The sequence below is a fragment of the Kiritimatiellia bacterium genome (genome assembly GCA_018001225.1).
Taxonomy (GTDB): domain Bacteria; phylum Verrucomicrobiota; class Kiritimatiellia; order CAIQIC01; family JAGNIJ01; genus JAGNIJ01.
Map to the genome: position 1 here is coordinate 1 of JAGNIJ010000060.1, position 16,782 is coordinate 16,782.

A 16,782-nucleotide genomic window follows, 5' to 3' on the forward strand; every position below is an offset into this window, starting at 1 on the left:
CTTTCCACGAGGCCGGGTTCCGGCCCGGCGATGCCCTGGTCTTCGGCTGCGAAACCCGCGGCCTGCCCGACGCCCTCCTCGCCCGCTACCCCGGACAGGTCCTCGGTATCCCCGTCTGGCCCGACCACGTCCGCTCCCTGAACCTCTCGACGGCCGCCGGCATCGCCCTCTACGAGGCCCTGCGGCAGGTCCAGAACACCACGGATTTCGCGGATAGCACGGATGGGAAGCCCATCACCAACTAGCGGCGCAGGGGACGACGTTTCCCGCTCTCCCCGATCCGCGCCGTCTGCGTAATCCGCGGTTAAAAAAGGTCATTTTCGATTTGAACTTTTTGCCTCGTATGCGGTCTTACTATATCGTGCGTTTTGCATAAGGAAGGAGAGCTCTATCCATGAATACGGGAATCGGCATCATCAACGAGAGGGTGAAGCAGGAAAGCGGCTTCATCGCGGCGCTGCGGAGCGAAATCGAAAAGGTCATCATCGGCCAGAAATACCTGGTGGACCGCCTGATCGTCGGCCTGCTGGCCAACGGGCACATCCTGCTGGAGGGCGTCCCGGGCCTGGCCAAGACCCTCTCGGTCAAGACCCTCGCCGCCGCCCTGGACATGTCGTTCCAGCGAATCCAGTTCACGCCCGACCTGCTCCCCGCCGACCTGGTCGGCACGCTGGTCTATAATCCGAAGGAAGGCTCGTTCACCACGAAGAAGGGGCCGCTCTTCGCCCATATCATCCTCGCCGACGAAATCAACCGCGCGCCGGCCAAGGTCCAGAGCGCGCTGCTGGAGGCCATGCAGGAGCGCCAGGTGACCATCGGCCAGGAAACCTTCCCGCTGCCGAAGCCGTTCCTCGTGCTCGCGACCGAGAATCCGATCGAGCAGGAAGGCACCTATCCCCTCCCCGAGGCGCAGGTGGACCGGTTCATGCTCAAGCTGCGGATCACCTATCCCTCCCTCGAGGAGGAGCGCCGCATCCTCGACGCCATGGCCGTCACCAACAAGCAGTTCGACGTCCGGCCCGCCGTGAAGCCCGAGGCCATCCTGCAGGCGCAGCAAGTCGTGGACGACATCTACGTGGACGACAAGATCAAGGACTACATCTTGAGCATCGTCTTCGCCACCCGCGAGCCGGAGAAGCACAAGCTCGCGCTCAAGGAGTTCATCCGCTACGGCGCCTCGCCGCGCGCGACGATCTACCTGACCGTCGCCGCCCGCGCCCACGCCTTCCTCTCCGGCCGCGGCTACGTGACGCCCCAGGACGTGAAATCCGTCGCGCCGGACGTCCTGCGCCACCGCGTCATCGTCTCGTACGAGGCCGAGGCCGAGGAGATGAACTCGGACGACGTGATCGCGAAGATCCTGAACGAATTACCGGTGCCGTGAACGAAAGATGAACCGCAGAGTACACAGAGGGCACGGAGGTAACCCAGAGGCTTCGCGCAGCCGAAAAGCCCTTAGCGCCTCTGTGTCCTCCGTGGTTCACCCTCCTAAAGGGCGGATATCATGATCCCGAAGGAGATCATAAAGAAGGTCCGGCAGATCCAGATCCGGACGCGCCACAAGGTCGCCGACGTCTTCGCCGGCCAGTACCATAGCGTGTTCAAGGGCCGCGGCATGGAGTTCCAGGAGGTCCGCGAGTACGTGCCGGGCGACGATATCCGGTCCATCGACTGGAACGTCACGGCGCGGATGGGTCATCCCTTCGTCAAGAAGTTCACGGAGGAGCGCGAGTTGACCGTCATGCTGCTCCTGGACATCAGCGCGTCGAACCTCTTCGGCGGCACGGCGCAACTGAAGAAGGACCTCGCCGCCGAGCTGGCGGCCGTGCTGGCGTTCGCCGCGATCCAGAACCAGGACCGCGTGGGCCTGATCCTGTTTTCGGACGAGGTCGAGGGCTACGTCGCCCCGCGCAAGGGGGTCTCGCACGTGCTGCGGGTGATCCGCGAGGCGCTCTACTTCCAGCCGAAGCGCCGCGGCACGGCCCTGGTCCCGGCGCTGGACTTCCTCAACCACGTCATGGCCCGCAAGACGGTGTCCTTCCTCATCAGCGATTTCGTGAGCGGCGAGGAGCTCAAGCCGGCGCTATCCGTCAGCGCCCGGCGGCACGACCTGATTGCCCTGCTTGTCGGCGACCGCCGGGAGCGGGCCTGGCCCGCCGCCGGCCTCGTGGAGTGGCGGGACGCGGAGACCGGGCGGCTGTACCTCGCCGACACGTCGTCCTCCGCGGTCCGCCGGCAGTTCGCGGAACTCCAGCAGGACCGGCGGAAACAAACCCTCGCGCTCCTGCGCGGCTGCAGCGTGGACGCCGTCGAGGTGTACGCCGGCGAGCCGTACGAGCGCGAGTTGATGAAGTTTTTCCGTACAAGGGAGCGGCGGTTCCGAACATGAGCAGGCTGTTCACAACCGGCGGCGCGCTGCTGGTGATGCTCGCGGGCTTTTCCTGCAAGCCGCGCGCAAGCTCCGCCCCTTCCCCGCAGGCCGACTTCGCCATCCAGGCGGCCTTGAGCACGAACGTCCTGCGGGTGGGCGACGTGGCCGAGCTGACCCTGGCCGCGGCGCATCCCGCGGGCTCGCGGATGGAGCCGCCGCGCCTGGACCGCGAGCGGGAAATCGTCGTCCGCGAGCAGCGGCTGGACAGCGAAGCCCTGCCGGACGGCCGGCTCTACAGCCGCGCCCGGTACCGGCTGACGTCCCTCGCCCTGGGCGAGCACACCGTGTCCACCGGCGAGGTGGCCTTCGTCCTGGCGGACGGGACCCGGCACGTGGAGGGCTTCCCGCCGGTGACGTTCCGCGTGGACAGCGTCCTGACGAACGAGGCCGCGGAACTGCGGGACCTCAAGGGCCCGGCCCGCTGGCCGGCGCCGTTCCCGTGGTGGATCGCCGCACTGGCGGCGATCTCCCTGCTCGCGCTGGCGCTCGGCCTCGTCACCGCCCGCGTCTTGCGGCGGCCGCGCACGATCCTCCATTACCCCGCCCCCGAGCCCGCCGACACGCTCGCCCTGCGCGCGCTCCGGCGCCTCCGGGAGAAGGGCCTGATTGAGCAGGGCGCGGCCGAGCCGTTCTACGTCGAATTGACCGGCATCGCCCGCCGCTACCTGGAGAACCGGTTCGGCCTGCGGGCCCCGGAGCGAACGACGGAGGAGTTCATCCGCGAGGCGTCGGTCTCGGGTCTGCTGTCCGCGACGCACCAGGCGTTGGTCCGGGATTTCCTCGAGCAGAGCGACCTGGTGAAGTTCGCCCGTTTCACGCCCGGCGCGGGCGAGATGAACGCCGCGTTCGCCTCCGCCGAGAAGCTGGTCCTGGAAACCCGCCCCGCCCCGGCGGCGGAGGGAGGCGCGTCGTGAGCCTCCAGCATCCCTGGCTGCTCCTGCTCCTCCTGCTGGTCCCGGGCCTCGCCTGGTGGCGGCACGGCCGGGCGCGCCGGCCGACCCTGCAGTTCAGCGACGGCCGCGCCCTGGCCCGCCTGCCGGCCTCCTGGGCCGTCCGGGCCCGCTGGCTGTTGCCGGCGCTCTACAACCTCGGCCTGGTCTGCCTGGTCGTCGCCCTCGCCCGGCCGCGGCGCGGCCTGGCCGAGAGCCGCGTCCGGACCGAGGGCGTGGACATCATCCTGCTCTCGGACGTCTCGACCTCCATGCGCGCGGAGGACCTTTCGACGGCGACCCGCACGATGAACCGGCTCGACGCCGCCAAGGCCGTCATGGAGGAGTTCATCCAGGCGCGGCCGGACGACCGGATCGGGATTGTCGCCTTCGCGGCGATGCCCTACACGCTCGCGCCGCTGACGCTCGACCACGGCTGGCTGGTCCAGCAGATGGCCCGGCTGGAGACGGGCATGGTCGAGGACGGCACGGCGATCGGGGACGCCCTCGCCGCCGCGATCAACCGGCTGCGCGACAGCCGGGCGAAGAGCAAGGTCGTGGTGCTGCTGACCGACGGCATGAACAACCGCGGCGTGTTGAGCCCGGAGAACGCCGCCGAGGCCGCGCGGGCGATGGGGATCAAGGTGTACACCGTCGGCGCGGGCGGCGACGGCCCCGCGCCCGTGCCGGTCCAGAGCCCGTTCGGCGGACGCCAGTACGCCTACCAGCCGTCCGACATCGACGAGCCCATGCTGAAGTTCGTCGCGGAGACCACGGGCGGCCTGTACTTCCGGGCGCGGAATTTCAAGGGGCTCGACGAGGTGTACCGGCGGATCGACGAGATGGAGAAGACCGAGGTGGACGTCGAGCACTACACGCGGTTCGAGGAGCGGTTCATGCCGTGGGTGATCGCGGCGCTGGCCCTGCTGGGGCTGGAACGGCTGCTCGGGCTGGCGCGGCTGGAGGCGGTGCCGTGATGAAATGGGGCGCGCCAGAGCTGCTGTTCCTGCTGGGCCTCCTCCTGCCCGCGGCGTGGCTGGTGTTTTTCCTGCTCCGCCGCCGTGAGCGGCGGCTGGCCCGGCTGGTCGAAAGCGCCCAGTGGGCCCTGCTCGCGCCGGACCGGAATCCCCGCCGCGTGCGGACCCGGCACCTGGCCTGGCTGGGCGCCATGGGCCTGCTGCTCGCGGCGCTCGCGCGGCCCCAGTGGGGCACCCGCTGGGAGGAGGTCCGGCGGCGCGGGCTGGACGTGCTCGTGGTCCTGGACACCTCCCGCAGCATGCTGGCCGAGGACATCAAGCCCAACCGCCTGCAGCAGGCCCAGTGGGGCATCCGCGACCTGCTCCGCCGATTGCGGGGCGACCGCGCGGGCCTGGTCGCCTTTGCCGGCAGCAGCTTCCTGCAATGCCCGCTGACGATCGATTACCCCGCCTTCCTGATGACGCTGGACGACGTGTACGTCGGGCTCATCCCGCGGGGGGGCACGGCCATCGCCCAGGCCCTGCGCACCGCGATGGACAGCTTCGAGGAGGACTCCGGCTCCGACCGCGCCATCGTCCTCATCACGGACGGCGAGGATCACGAGGGCGATCCCCTCGCGCTGCTCCCGGAACTCAAGAAAAAGAACATCCGCGTCTTCGCGGTGGGCGTGGGCACGCTGGAAGGCGACTTGATCCCCGCGCGGGACGGCGGCGGGCAGTCCGTGTTTCTCAAGGACCGAGAGAACCGCGTGGTGAAATCCAGCCTGAACGAGGACCTCCTGGCACGCCTCGCGGTCGCGACCGGGGGCATGTACGTGCGTTCGACGCCCGAGGATTTCGGGCTGGACCGGATTTACGAAAAGGGGCTCTCGGAACTGCGGCGCGACGAACACGAGGGCCGGATGGTCCGCATGCACGAGGACCGGTTCCCGTGGGCGCTCGGCGGGGCGTTCATCCTGCTGGCGTGCGAAGGCCTGCTGCGGGAGCGGCCCCGGCGGCGCAAGGAGGCCCTCTCATGAAAGCGGTCTTCTTCGCGCTATTCCTGGTTCCGCTCGCGGCGGGGGCGGCCGACTCGCCCCGCGCGCAGCTTCGCGCGGGCCTCCGGGAGTACGAGCAGAAACAATACGAGCCCGCGCTCCAGCAGTTCGAGGGCGCGGCTTCCAGCGCGGCGACCAACCACCTCGACGCCGCCGTGCCCCTGTACAACGCGGCGAACGCGCTCGTGCAGCTCGGCCGGCACCCGGAGGCCTCGACGCGCTACCAGGAGTCCCTCCGCTCGCCCGACCTCGCCCTCCAGGCGCGCGCCTACTACAACCGCGGCAACGCGCTGTACCGGATGGCCGAGACCCCCGCCCCGCCGCCGGCGGCCTCCCAGGCCGCGTCGCCGCAGGACCCCGCCGCGCCGGCCGCGAACCTGGAGTCCGCCGCCCAGGCCATCGAGGAATCCCTGCGGATGTACGAGCGGGCGATGTTCCTGGACCCGGACGATCCGGACGCCAAGGTCAACTTCGAACTGGCCCTGCGCTTGCAGGAGCAGATTCAGCAACAACAGCAACAGCAGCAGCAACAGCAGCAAAACCAGCAGCAAGAAGAGAAGAAAGACGAAGAGCAGCCACAGGACAAGAAAGAAGAGCAGGAGAAGCAGGCCCAGGAGCAAGAGCAAGAGCAAGGGCAACAACAGGAGCAGGAGCCGCCGCAGGAACAACCGTCGCAAGCGGAGCCCAAGCCGGCCGAGGAAATGACGCCGGAAGAAGCGCGCATGCTGCTTGACAGGATGAAACAGGAAGAGCAGTCGTACAGGGAAAAACTTCAGGTCATCATGGGCCGCCCCGTGCCCGTGGACAAGGACTGGTGAACGACATGACAGGCCGAAGGACCATGGCGGGAATACGGCTCGGCGCCGCGCTGCTCGGCGCGGCGGCCGCCTTCCCGGCCCTCGCGGCCACGGTGGACATGGACCTCCAGCCCCGGGCCGTCTCCGTCGGCGAATCCGCCATCTGCAGCGTGACCGTCCGCGGCCTGGACAATCCCCCGCCCCCGTCGCTGTCCGCCGTCCCGGGCCTGCAGATCAGCCCGGTCGGCACCGAGCGAAGCTGGACCATGGGCCCCGGCGGCCAGGACAGTTCCGTGAGCTTCCGATTCCGCGTGTTGCCGTTGCAGGCCGGCACGTTCGCTATCGGACCGATCGCCTACGAGGCCGAGGGGCAGCGCATCGATATCCCCGCCGTCGAACTCGAGGCCGTGGACGCGGGCGCCGCGCCCGCGCCGGGCGGGGATTCGTCGCAGATCGCCGACCTGCTCTTCGCGACGATCTCTGCGCAGCCGACCAACGTCTATATCCAGCAGGTTTTCGACGTGGTGCTGTCCATCTACTCGCGCAACATCAACCTCGGGCGCGACGTCGAACTCGGCAACCTGCCCGCCTCCGGCTTGAGCCTGCCGCCTTTCCAGGAAATGGGTTCGACCCGCGAGGTGGTCCACAACCAGATCTACGAGGTGCGCCGGTTCCGCTGCAAGGCCCAGGCCCTGACGGCGGGCGCGTTCACGCTGGCGCCCAACATCCGGGTGCAGGTCGTCGTGCCGCGCGACCGCCGCCGGATGTCGGCCTTCGACGACTTCTTCAACGACCCGTTCGGCAATCCGTTCATGGGACGCTACCAGACCCAGGCCGTCGACCTGCGGGCGGCGCCCGTCGACTTGCAGGTTCTCCCCCTGCCGCCGGCGGACGGCGTGGCCGGGTTCGCGGGGGCCGTGGGACGCTTCGCGTTCGACGTGCAGGTCCGGCCGACCGAGGTCACCGCCGGAGAGCCCGTCACGCTCGCCATGCAGATCGGCGGCGTGGGCAACATAGAGAACGTCTCGCCGCCCGCGATCGCGGCGGGGCCGGATTTCCGACTGTACGAGCCGCGCCAGGTTTCGCGGGACATCGACGGGGCGCGGGCCGGCGGGCGGGTGCTCTACGAACAGGTCGTCATCCCCCGCTCCGTCACCAATGCCCGGCTCCCGGCGCTGTCGTTTTCGTACTTCGACCCGGAGGTGGGCCGTTACGAAACCGTCACGCGGGGGCCGTTCGACCTGGTCGTTCATCCCGCGACCAACGGCGGCGGGCGCGTCATCCAAGCCGCGTCCGACGCTCCCGAGGGGCGCACGATGATCCTCGGCAGCGACATTGTGTACCTCAAGCCTCCGCCCGCGCGCTGGCCCCGCCCGCCCACGGCCCCCGCCCGCGCGCTGTTCTGGGGAATCCAGACGCTGCCCGCCCTGGCGCTCGCCGGGCTCTTTCTCGCCGTGCGGCGGCGGGAGCAGATGAGCCGGGACGTCGCGCGGGCACGCCGGCTCCGCGCGCCGCGCAGCGCGCGGCCGGCGCTGCGCCGTGCCGAGCAGGCCCTGGCCCGCGACCAGCGGCGCGAGTGCGTGGACGCGCTGCAGGAAGCGCTCGCAGCGTACCTCGGGAACCGGCTCAACCTGCCGGCCGGCGCCGTGACGCCGGACGTGATCATGGAGCGGCTTGAGAAATCCAAACTGCCGGCGGAGTGGATGGCGCGGACGCGGGATCTGCTGGCCTTCTGCGACCAGGAACGGTACGGACAGGGGACCGCGCGCCCGGAAGACGACCGGGCGTTGCTCGCCGGCCAACTCGATACGTTGCGCGGCATCCTGAAAGCCTGCGAAAGGGTCCCGCTGTGAGGCCTCTCCGCATGTCATGGAAGCTCTGGCTGGGGTTGCTGCTGGCCGCCGTCCCGCGGCCCGGCGCGGCCCAGCCGCCGGACGGGCTTCCACCGGCGCGCGCGCAGCAGATGTTCCTCGAGGCCGGCCAGGCCTACGACCAGGGGCGCCTGACCGATGCCGTCCGGTTGTACGAGGAGTTGCGCCGCGGTGGCGCCCGATTCGAGGCGTTGTTCTTCAATCTCGGAAACGCGCATTTCCGGCAGGGCGATCTCGGCCGCGCTATCGCCAATTACCGGCGCGCCTGGGTGCTGAATCCGAGAGACCCGGACACGCAGGCCAACCTGCGCTACGCGCTGCAAACCGCGGGGGTGCCCGCGCCCTCCCTGCACTGGACACAGCGGCTCCTGTTCCGGGCCAGCCGCCGCGAATGGCTGTTCGTCGCCGTGGCCGCCTGGTGGGCGGCGGCGGCGCTGGCCGGCTTGCACCTTTGGACGCGCGCGCGCCCCGGCTGGCTGCTGAAACTGGCGGCCGCGTCTCTCGCGGTTTTGCTCGTGGCGGGCAGCGGCGTGATCGCGTGGGACCGCCTCGGCCACGCGCCCGAAATCGTGGTGCTGGGCTCGGGGCGCGAAGCCCTGTTCGCGCCGCTGGAGGGATCGACCGCGCATTTTGCGCTGCCCGACGGCTCGATCGGGCGGGTCGTGGATCGGTCCGGGAACTGGGTCAAGGTCGCCCACGGGGAGCAGGAAGGCTGGATCCAGGCCGGGCACGGGCTGCCCGTGTGCTATTGGCTTGTCAACGGCGGGTTCTTCGCTCAAGATTAAAAAAGCGAGGACGCTGACGCGAATGACCACGCCTCATCCAAAGCCCCGTTACAACAAGGGTTTTTTCTGGACCGCCCTGATCGTGCTGTTCCTCGGCGGCACCATCGCCCTGCTCTTGTCGCTGGACCGGACCAACGTTTCCGCGCGGCTGGCCGTACGCACGACGCTGCTGCTCACGGGTTCCGCGATGATCCTCTGCCTGATCTGCGGCACCGCCGACTGGTGGCTGAAGCGATAGTTTTCGCCCTCACTCGATGTAGACGCGGTCGAGGGCCGCGTTGATATCGGTGAGGATCTCGTAGGGAATGGTCCGGCAGGCGGCGGCCATTTCGCCCGCCCAGATGCTCTCCGAGCGCTGCTCGCCGAGCAGCACGGCCTCGTCGCCCTCCTGCGCCGTCCGCTCCGGGCCGAGGTCCGCGGTGATCCAGTTCATGCTCACGCGCCCGACGACCGGGCATCGCCATCCGCCGATCAGCACCGAGCCCTTGTTGCCGAGCAGACGGTTGTACCCGTCCGCATACCCGACGCTCAACGTGGCGAGCGTGGTCGGGGCGGTGGTCGTGAACTGGCTGTAGTACCCCACCGAAAAGCCCGCCGGGACCCGCTTGACCTGCATGACGTGGGCCTTCCACTGCAGGATCGGTTTCGTGTGGAAGCGCAGGGCGGGATCGGCGGCCCCGTACCCGTAGAGCACGATGCCGGGCCGGATCGCGTCGAGATCCCAGTCGCGGAAGTAGAGCGCGGCCCGGCTGCTGGAGACGTGGCGGAACAGGCGCCCGCCGAGCCGTTGTTCGATCGCGGCCGCGGCCGTGCTGAAGCGTTCCCACTGCGCGCGGGCGGGGGCCGGCTTGCGGGGCTCGACCGTCGCGAAATGCGTACAAAGGCCGCGGATCTCCAGGCCCGACGCGGCACCCAGGCGGTCCAACGCGGCGCCGGCCTCCTCCCACCAGACGCCCAGACGCCCCATGCCCGTATCCACCTTCAAATGCACGGGCAGGCTTCTACCCACCAACCGGGCAGCCCGCCCTAGCTCCGCGGCATGCTTCTCGCTGATGACCACCGGCGTGATGTTCCGCTCCAGCAGCACGGGCACATCGGCGGCTTCCACGGCGCCGAGCACGAGGATCTGGACCTCGGGCAGCGCCCGGCGCACCTCGAGCGCCTCCCGGAGATAGGCCACGCCGAACCAGCGGACGCCCTGGCGCGCCGCGTGCACGGCCACCGGCACCAGTCCGTGCCCGTACGCGTTGGCTTTCACGACAAAAAGGATTTCGGTCTGCGGGCGCAGGGCGGACCGCAGGGCGCGGATGTTCTCCGCCAGCCTTCGCAAATCCACCTGGACCCAAGACGATTTCATCGAGGCATCCATTATGCGGATTGCCGTCGAACCTTCAAGGCGATCGTACGCTCCTCCATGGGTATCGAAGAAGGCCCCGCCCAGCTCCAGAAAACCGCCTCGCACTTTATAAAATGCGAGGCGTTTTGTTTGAGGCAGGCGGCCGGACGAGGGCCGTCGGTTGACAACGGCCGCCGCCACCCTTACCTTCGCCACACGCATGAGGGACAACCTCCATTCCGCAGCCGGGGGCCTAGGCGTCATCGAGGAGGCCGCGGCCCGCCTGCGGGCCGGCGGCCTCGTGGTTTTCCCCACGGAAACCGTCTACGGCCTGGGCGCCGACGCCCTGAATCCCCGGGCCGTGGCCCGCGTCTTCGACGTCAAGCAACGCCCGCGCTTCGATCCCCTCATCGTCCACATCGCGGATATCGGATGGCTTCACGACCTCGTCACGGCCTTCCCGCCGGATGCCCGGCGGCTGGCCGATCGGTTCTGGCCGGGCCCGCTGACATTCGTGCTGCCCAGGACCGACCGCATTCCCGATCTCGTCACGGCGGGCCTGCCGTCCGTGGCCGTGCGCATGCCGCGCCACCCGCTGGCCATGGACCTCATCCGCCGGGTCGGCGGCCCCGTGGCGGCGCCTAGCGCCAACCGCTTCGGCCGCTTGAGCCCTTCCACCGCGGACGACGCCCGGGCGGAAGTCGGAGAGGGCGTGGACATGATCCTCGACGGCGGCCCCTGCCCCGTCGGTATCGAGTCCACGATTGTGTCCTTCGCAGGAGAACAACCGATCCTTCTTCGGCCGGGCGGACTGCCGATCGAGGACATCGAATCGATCCTCGGCCCGCTCGCGAGTGCGGGGCACGCGGACGAGAGACCGCAAAGCCCGGGCCGCCTCCTTCGCCACTATGCGCCCCGGACGCCGCTGGAGCTGGTGGCCCTCCCGCCGCCCCCGGCGGCCCGGGCACACGCCGGCCTGCTGGCCCCTTTTCCCCTGCCGGACACCGGCGGGTTTGCCCGCGTGGAAATCCTCTCCGCTACCGGCGATCCGGCCGAGGCCGCCGCGCGGCTCTTCCGCGCCCTGCGCGAACTCGACGGCGCGGGCTTGGAGAAACTCTTCGCGATCCGCGGCCCGGAACAGGGACTCTGGCGAGCCATCCACGACCGGTTGCAGAGGGCCTCGATCACCCCGGAAACGCCCCCGTGAAGAAAGCAATGACCGTCACCTCCGCCCTGCTGATCCTACTCGGCCTGGGCGGCATTTACGCCTGGAGCGAGTTCGTGCCCGTCCTGCGCGAGGCGTACGGGTATTCGGCGGCCCAGACCCAGTGGGTATTCGGCGCGACGATCGTTTCGTTCACCCTGACCATGATCGCCGCCGGCCGCCTGATGTATCGTTGGGGCCCGCGCCGGATCGCCACCGCCGGCGGGTTCCTGTTCGGCGCGGGCTACCTGGTTAGCGCGTTCACCCTGGACCGGTTCTGGGGCCTGCTCGCGGGCATGGGCCTCGTCGCGGGGGCGGGCATCGGCTTCGGCTACGTGGCGCCGCTGGCCATGGTGATGGCGTGGTTCCCCGGCCGCAAGGGCCTGGCCGGCGGCATCGCCGTCGCCGGGTTCGGCGGCGGCGCGATCCTGATGGCCGAGATCGTTTCCGTCGCCCTGCACCATGACATCCCCCTGCCCCGCATCGTCGGGGGCATCGGACTCGCGTATGGCCTGGTCATCCTGCTCGCCGCCCGCGGACTGCACCGCCCGGACGGCGCCGCGCCGGCGACTCCGCCCGAATTGCATCCGCTCGAATTCTGGCGGGAGCCTTACTTGCGCAGGCTCTTCATTGGCATGTTCTGCGGCACGTTCGCCGGCCTGCTCCTGGTCGGCAATCTTAAGCCCATCGGCCTGGCCGGCGGCATCGGCGAAACCGCGGCCACGCTGGCGATCAGCGTCTTCGCCGTCGGCAACGCCGCCGGACGGGTGGTCTGGGGCTGGCTCTCGGACCGCTTCGGACGGGGCGTCGTGCCCGCATCGCTGGGCTTCCTCGCCGCCGTCGCCTGCGCCCTGACGGGAATCCCGCGGCACGACGTCCTCTTCGTCGCGCTTTCCCTGTTCTGCGGGTTCGGATTCGGCGCCTGTTTTTCCATCTACGCCTCGCTCACCGCCGCCCGCTACGGCGCCGGCCACGTCGCCGGCCTCTATCCCCTCGTCTTTCTCTCCTACGGCATCGCCGGCATCACCGGCCCGGCCCTCGGCGGATGGCTCTTCGACCGGACGGGCCGCTACCTGTCGGCCCTCCTCCTCGCCGCCGCCGTCGCCGCCGCGGGCGCGGCGTACGGCCTCGTGAAACCGCGTGCGGAGGATTGACCGGCCGCCATTTCCCGCTTGTCACAGGCCCTCATTTGCCACAGATTTCCCCGTCGCCCATTGCCAGAGGAGAACGAGAAGATGACTGAATCGAGCCATTTCCAGCCCGCCTGGAATTTTCTGGGCCTGCCCGATGAACTCGCGGCGCCGGGTCGCGCCCGGGCCTGGATGCTGCCCATCCCCTACGAAGGCACGACCTCGTACGGCGCCGGCACCCGCGAGGGCCCGGCGGCCATCATTGCCGCGTCCCGCCAGGTGGAGCTGTTCGACCGCGAATTCGGCTGCGAACCGGCGATGAAAATCGGCGTGCACACGATGAATCCACTCGGCCTCGAGCACCGTTCGCCGGAAGTCATGGTCGGCGCCATCGAGCAAGCCGTCGCCGGCATCCTGACGGGGCGGCCCCGGCCGGAGCAATTGGCCGTGCTCGGCGGCGAGCACTCGATTTCCGGCGGCGTCGCGCGGGGCATGAAGAAGGCGGGCCTCAAGGATTTCGTCACGGTCCACGTGGACGCCCACGCCGACCTGCGGGAGGAATACGAGGGCACGCCGTACAGCCATGCCTGCGCGGCGCGGCGCATCGTCGAGGTCTCGCCGATCTTCCAGATCGGCATCCGCAATCTCTCCGAGGGCGAGGAGCGGTTCCGCCGCGGGAACAAGCGCATCCGGACCGTGTTTTCCGAGGAGGCGAACGCCGGCCGCGGCTGGCTGAAGGACCTGGCGAAGTTCGTGAAGGGGAAAAAGGTCTACTTCACCATCGACCTCGACGGGTTGGATCCCTCGATCATGCCCTCGGTCGGCACGCCGGAGCCCGGCGGCTTATCCTGGGAGCTGATGCTGGACGTGGCCCGGATGGTCTGCCGGGAAGCGAAGAGCGTGCCGGTCTTCGACGTGGTCGAACTGGCCCCGATCCCGGCCCTGAAAGGCCCGGACTTCCTCGCGGCCAAGCTCGTGCACAAGATCATCGCGTTATCCCTGTACAAGAAATGATGAAGGCGGGGCGCCCTCGCCCCGGACGGCGGCCCGAGGGCGGGCCGCTTCCAAAACAGTTAAGAAAAAGGAGAAGTTCATGAGCTCGATCAAGCTGCCGAAGAAGTTCATCAGCAAGTACCCGCACAAGTTCGCCAAGGGGAAGACGAAGTTCCTCTCGGGCAAGCGCATCCTGCCGCCGCCGATCACGGGCAAGGAAACGGTGCCGGACCTGGTCAACCGGACCTTCCTGGCCTACAACGCCGCGCGCCTGCAGGAGGGCTGCCGGCTGTTCACGGAAAAAATGCTGGCGAACGACGAGGTCACGGTCGGCATGAGCCTCGCCGGCGCGCTGACCCCCGCGGGCCTGGGATCCTCGGCCGTCGTCCCGCTGATCAAGGCGGGGTTCGTGGACTGGATCGTCGCTACGGGCGCGAACCTCTACCACGACATGCACCACGCCATGAACCTGCCCCTCTACAAGGGCAGCGCGGGCATCATGGATCCCGTGCTGCGCCGCTTGGGCGTGGTCCGCATCTACGACATCTTCCTCGACTACAACGACGTGCTGATGCGCACGGACGACATCCTGCGTAAAATCCTCATCCAGCCGGAATTCCAGAAGGAAATGGGCACGCCGGAGCTGCACTACCTGCTCGGAAAGTATTGCGCCGAGTTCGAACAGCAGACGGGCCTGAAGGACGTCTCCGTGCTGGCCGCGGCGTATCGCGCCGGGGTGCCCTGCTTCTGCTCCTCGCCGGGCGACTCGACCATCGGCATGAACGTCGCGGGCGTGGAACTGCGCGGCAACAAGCTGCGCGTCAACCCGAGCCTCTGCGTCAACGAGAGCACGGCCATCGTGCTCGACGCCAAGCAGCGGAAGAAGAAGACCGGCGTGGTCCTGGTCGGCGGCGGCTCGCCGAAGAACTTCACGCTCCAGACCGAGCCGCAGATCCAGGAGGTCCTGCGCATCAAGGAGGCCGGCCACGATTACTTCCTCCAGTTCACCGACGCCCGGCCGGACACGGGCGGGCTCTCCGGCGCGACGCCGTCCGAGGCCGTGAGCTGGGGCAAGGTGGACCCGAACCAGCTCCCGGACGCCGTGGTCTGCTACCTCGATTCCACGGTCGGCCTGCCGATGCTGACGCACTACGCGCTGGCCACGAAGAAGCCGCGCAGGCTGAAGCGGCTCTACGACCGGCGCGGCGCGATGATGGAGCGCCTGACGAAGGAGTACTTTAAGCACAACCCGGACGCGACGCCCATCGGCTAACGCAGGGGTGCCGCTGGCCGGCGCCCGCGGGCGTCGCAAGCGACGCCCCTACAAGCGAAAGGTACGAAGAAGCCATGCTCACCCCCGCCCTGCTGAAACAGCTCGCAAAGAAACACGGCACGCCGCTGTTCGTGGTGGACCACTCCGTGCTCCGGCGCAATTTCGCCGAGTTCCGGAAGGGCCTCCCGCGCGTCCAGCCGTACTACGCGGTGAAGGCGAATCCCGACCCGGCGATCGTGCGGACGCTGTTCGAGGCGGGCGCGAGTTTCGACGTGGCCTCCATGCCGGAATTCCGCATCGTCTACGAGAACATCCGGAAGATGCCCCCGAAGCCGCGGCAGGACTGGATCTGGGACAAGATCATCTACGCCAACCCGATCAAGGACAACGACACGCTCCGCCAACTCAACCCCTACAAGCCGCTGGTGACGTACGACAACATCGAGGAAATCCGGAAGGTCCGGAAATTCGCGCCGAATGCCGGGTTGATGCTCCGGTTGAACGTGCCGAACACGGGTTCGGTGGTCGAGCTGTCGTCCAAGTTCGGGGCCTCGGCGGGCGAGGCGGTGGACCTGATCGCCGCGGCATTCAAGGCAGGGCTGGTGGTCGAAGGCGTGAGCTTCCACGTGGGCAGCCAGTGCACGAATTTCCAGAACTTCGTGCAAGCGCTGGCGATCGCGGATGGCGTGATGAAAGAGGCCCGTTCGCGCGGGTATGAGCAGGTCAAGATTCTCGACATCGGCGGCGGGTTCCCCGCGCCCTACGACCGGCACGTCCGGCCGTTCCGGGAACTGGCCCAGACGCTGAACGCCGAATTCGACCGGCTGTTCCCGCCGGACATGGAGATTCTGGCCGAGCCCGGACGGTTCCTCGTCGCCACGGCGGCCACGCTGGTCGTCGAGATCATCGGCAAGTCGCGGCGCGACGGGAAGCTGTGCTTCTTCATCAACGACGGCGTGTACGGCACGCTCTCGGGCGTGCTGTTCGACCACTGCCAGTACCACCTCAAGGCGTTCCGCAAGGGCCCGGCCGAAATCTGTTCCGTGTTCGGTCCCACCTGCGACGCCCTCGACGTGGTCTCCGTGGCCGAGGATCTGCCCGCGAACCTGAAACTGGGCGACCGGCTCTACAGCGAGAACGTCGGCGCCTACACCACGGCCAGCGCGACGCATTTCAACGGCATGCCGCTGGCCAAGGTCGTGGCAATCAACCGGTGATCCCGCGCGACGAGAAGAACTCCACACGGCCGTTGCGCCGATCCAGCGAAGAGGGCGCCGGATGCGGCGGCTTCTCACCGTGGACGGGTATGGCACACCGACCGTCTGAATAACCCCGCGGGCCATGGCCAAGGACGAGCCCGCGAAACGGCTTCAAAAGCTCAAGTCACGGCAGGATGGACGGACCTTCCAGACACAGAGGCAACCAGATGGTGGTCCTCGTGACCCCGCCGGCCCAACTCGACAGTGCCATACAACCCAGATGTTGCAGAATGATGCGCTTCGTCATCGTCCAGACCGGGCCGTCAGCATCCGCCATGCCTTGCGCAAGGCCCGGCTCCAACGTCCGCGCCCATGTTTCGGGTTCCATCCCGCCGCCCCGGTCGGCGATTTCCATCACCGCCAGTTCCTGGTCCCGGCGCAGACGGACCACCACCTCGCCCCCATCCTTCCGGCAGGACTCCACCGCGTTGATCATCACGTGCTGCAACGCCTGCATCAGCTGTACTCGCACGCCCCGGACGCGCAGGCCCACCTCGCCGACGACCACCCCCAATTCCACGCCTCTGTTTCGGGCCCACTCCGAGAAGCTCTCGACCGCGTCCTGGGCCAGGTGTTCCAACGCTACGATTTCTTCGGCCCGGTTCATGGATCCACCGATAACCGCGGGGCAAGATCCAGGAACAACTGCTGCCGCAGTTCGTCCGGGGCGGTCACGTGCGACCCGGCGTTGACCAGCAGGACGCTTTCCAGCCCCCGCCCCAGGGCCGTCCGCCGGAAACCGGAAAAGGCCGGGGTCTGC

General features: G+C 68.6%; 17 protein-coding genes. 15 read left to right on the forward strand and 2 right to left on the reverse strand.

Features of this window, described 5'->3' with window-relative positions; translation table 11 throughout:
* From KA248_14970 to KA248_15015, 10 genes are all read left to right on the forward strand, one after another.
* On the forward strand, positions 1-245 hold a 245-nt coding region (locus KA248_14970; protein MBP7831208.1), incomplete at its 5' end, for a hypothetical protein.
* Between the two features lie 149 nt (positions 246-394).
* Positions 395-1,384, forward strand: a complete 990-nt coding sequence (locus tag KA248_14975; protein ID MBP7831209.1) for a MoxR family ATPase — start codon at positions 395-397, stop codon at positions 1,382-1,384.
* A 120-nt stretch (positions 1,385-1,504) separates the two neighbouring features.
* Positions 1,505-2,389: a DUF58 domain-containing protein gene (locus tag KA248_14980; protein MBP7831210.1), complete on the forward strand. Its 885-nt coding sequence runs from the start codon at positions 1,505-1,507 to the stop codon at positions 2,387-2,389.
* Positions 2,386-3,345 carry a hypothetical protein gene (locus tag KA248_14985; GenBank protein MBP7831211.1) on the forward strand — a complete coding sequence of 320 codons (960 nt, stop codon included), beginning with the start codon at positions 2,386-2,388 and terminating at the stop codon, positions 3,343-3,345. Before KA248_14980 ends, KA248_14985 begins: the two co-directional genes overlap by 4 nt.
* Entirely contained in the window at positions 3,342-4,337 is a 996-nt protein-coding gene (locus KA248_14990) for a VWA domain-containing protein (GenBank protein ID MBP7831212.1), read from the forward strand. Before KA248_14985 ends, KA248_14990 begins: the two co-directional genes overlap by 4 nt.
* Positions 4,334-5,356 carry a VWA domain-containing protein gene (locus KA248_14995; protein MBP7831213.1) on the forward strand — a complete coding sequence of 341 codons (1,023 nt, stop codon included), beginning with the start codon at positions 4,334-4,336 and terminating at the stop codon, positions 5,354-5,356. Before KA248_14990 ends, KA248_14995 begins: the two co-directional genes overlap by 4 nt.
* Complete coding sequence (locus KA248_15000; GenBank protein MBP7831214.1) at positions 5,353-6,192, forward strand: hypothetical protein; 840 nt, start codon at positions 5,353-5,355, stop codon at positions 6,190-6,192. Before KA248_14995 ends, KA248_15000 begins: the two co-directional genes overlap by 4 nt.
* A 5-nt stretch (positions 6,193-6,197) precedes the next feature.
* Positions 6,198-8,024 (forward strand): BatD family protein, encoded by a 1,827-nt coding sequence (locus KA248_15005; protein ID MBP7831215.1) that lies wholly within the window; start codon positions 6,198-6,200, stop codon positions 8,022-8,024.
* 11 nt (positions 8,025-8,035) lie between these two features.
* Positions 8,036-8,827: a tetratricopeptide repeat protein gene (locus tag KA248_15010; GenBank protein ID MBP7831216.1), complete on the forward strand. Its 792-nt coding sequence runs from the start codon at positions 8,036-8,038 to the stop codon at positions 8,825-8,827.
* Between the two features lie 22 nt (positions 8,828-8,849).
* Entirely contained in the window at positions 8,850-9,065 is a 216-nt protein-coding gene (locus KA248_15015; protein ID MBP7831217.1) for a hypothetical protein, read from the forward strand.
* Positions 9,066-9,074: 9 nt separating this feature from the next.
* Here the strand turns inward: KA248_15015 and alr are convergent, their stop codons facing one another.
* The gene (gene alr, locus KA248_15020) at positions 9,075-10,184 is read right to left on the reverse strand and encodes an alanine racemase (GenBank protein ID MBP7831218.1); all 1,110 of its coding nucleotides are present in this window, start codon (positions 10,182-10,184) and stop codon (positions 9,075-9,077) included.
* A 199-nt stretch (positions 10,185-10,383) separates the two neighbouring features.
* On the opposite strand from alr, the gene KA248_15025 reads away from it, so the two are divergent.
* The 5 genes from KA248_15025 to KA248_15045 all read left to right on the forward strand — a co-directional run bounded on the left by KA248_15025 (position 10,384) and on the right by KA248_15045 (position 15,980).
* On the forward strand, positions 10,384-11,370 hold the full coding sequence (locus KA248_15025) for a threonylcarbamoyl-AMP synthase (GenBank protein ID MBP7831219.1): 987 nt from the start codon (positions 10,384-10,386) through the stop codon (positions 11,368-11,370).
* Complete coding sequence (locus tag KA248_15030; GenBank protein ID MBP7831220.1) at positions 11,367-12,521, forward strand: MFS transporter; 1,155 nt, start codon at positions 11,367-11,369, stop codon at positions 12,519-12,521. Before KA248_15025 ends, KA248_15030 begins: the two co-directional genes overlap by 4 nt.
* Before the next feature lie 81 nt (positions 12,522-12,602).
* Positions 12,603-13,511 carry an agmatinase gene (gene speB, locus KA248_15035; GenBank protein MBP7831221.1) on the forward strand — a complete coding sequence of 303 codons (909 nt, stop codon included), beginning with the start codon at positions 12,603-12,605 and terminating at the stop codon, positions 13,509-13,511.
* Between the two features lie 79 nt (positions 13,512-13,590).
* Positions 13,591-14,763 carry a deoxyhypusine synthase gene (locus tag KA248_15040; protein MBP7831222.1) on the forward strand — a complete coding sequence of 391 codons (1,173 nt, stop codon included), beginning with the start codon at positions 13,591-13,593 and terminating at the stop codon, positions 14,761-14,763.
* A 74-nt stretch (positions 14,764-14,837) separates the two neighbouring features.
* Complete coding sequence (locus KA248_15045; GenBank protein ID MBP7831223.1) at positions 14,838-15,980, forward strand: type III PLP-dependent enzyme; 1,143 nt, start codon at positions 14,838-14,840, stop codon at positions 15,978-15,980.
* A gap of 166 nt (positions 15,981-16,146) precedes the next feature.
* Here the strand turns inward: KA248_15045 and KA248_15050 are convergent, their stop codons facing one another.
* Positions 16,147-16,629 carry an ATP-binding protein gene (locus KA248_15050; GenBank protein ID MBP7831224.1) on the reverse strand — a complete coding sequence of 161 codons (483 nt, stop codon included), beginning with the start codon at positions 16,627-16,629 and terminating at the stop codon, positions 16,147-16,149.
* Positions 16,630-16,782 lie beyond the last annotated feature (153 nt).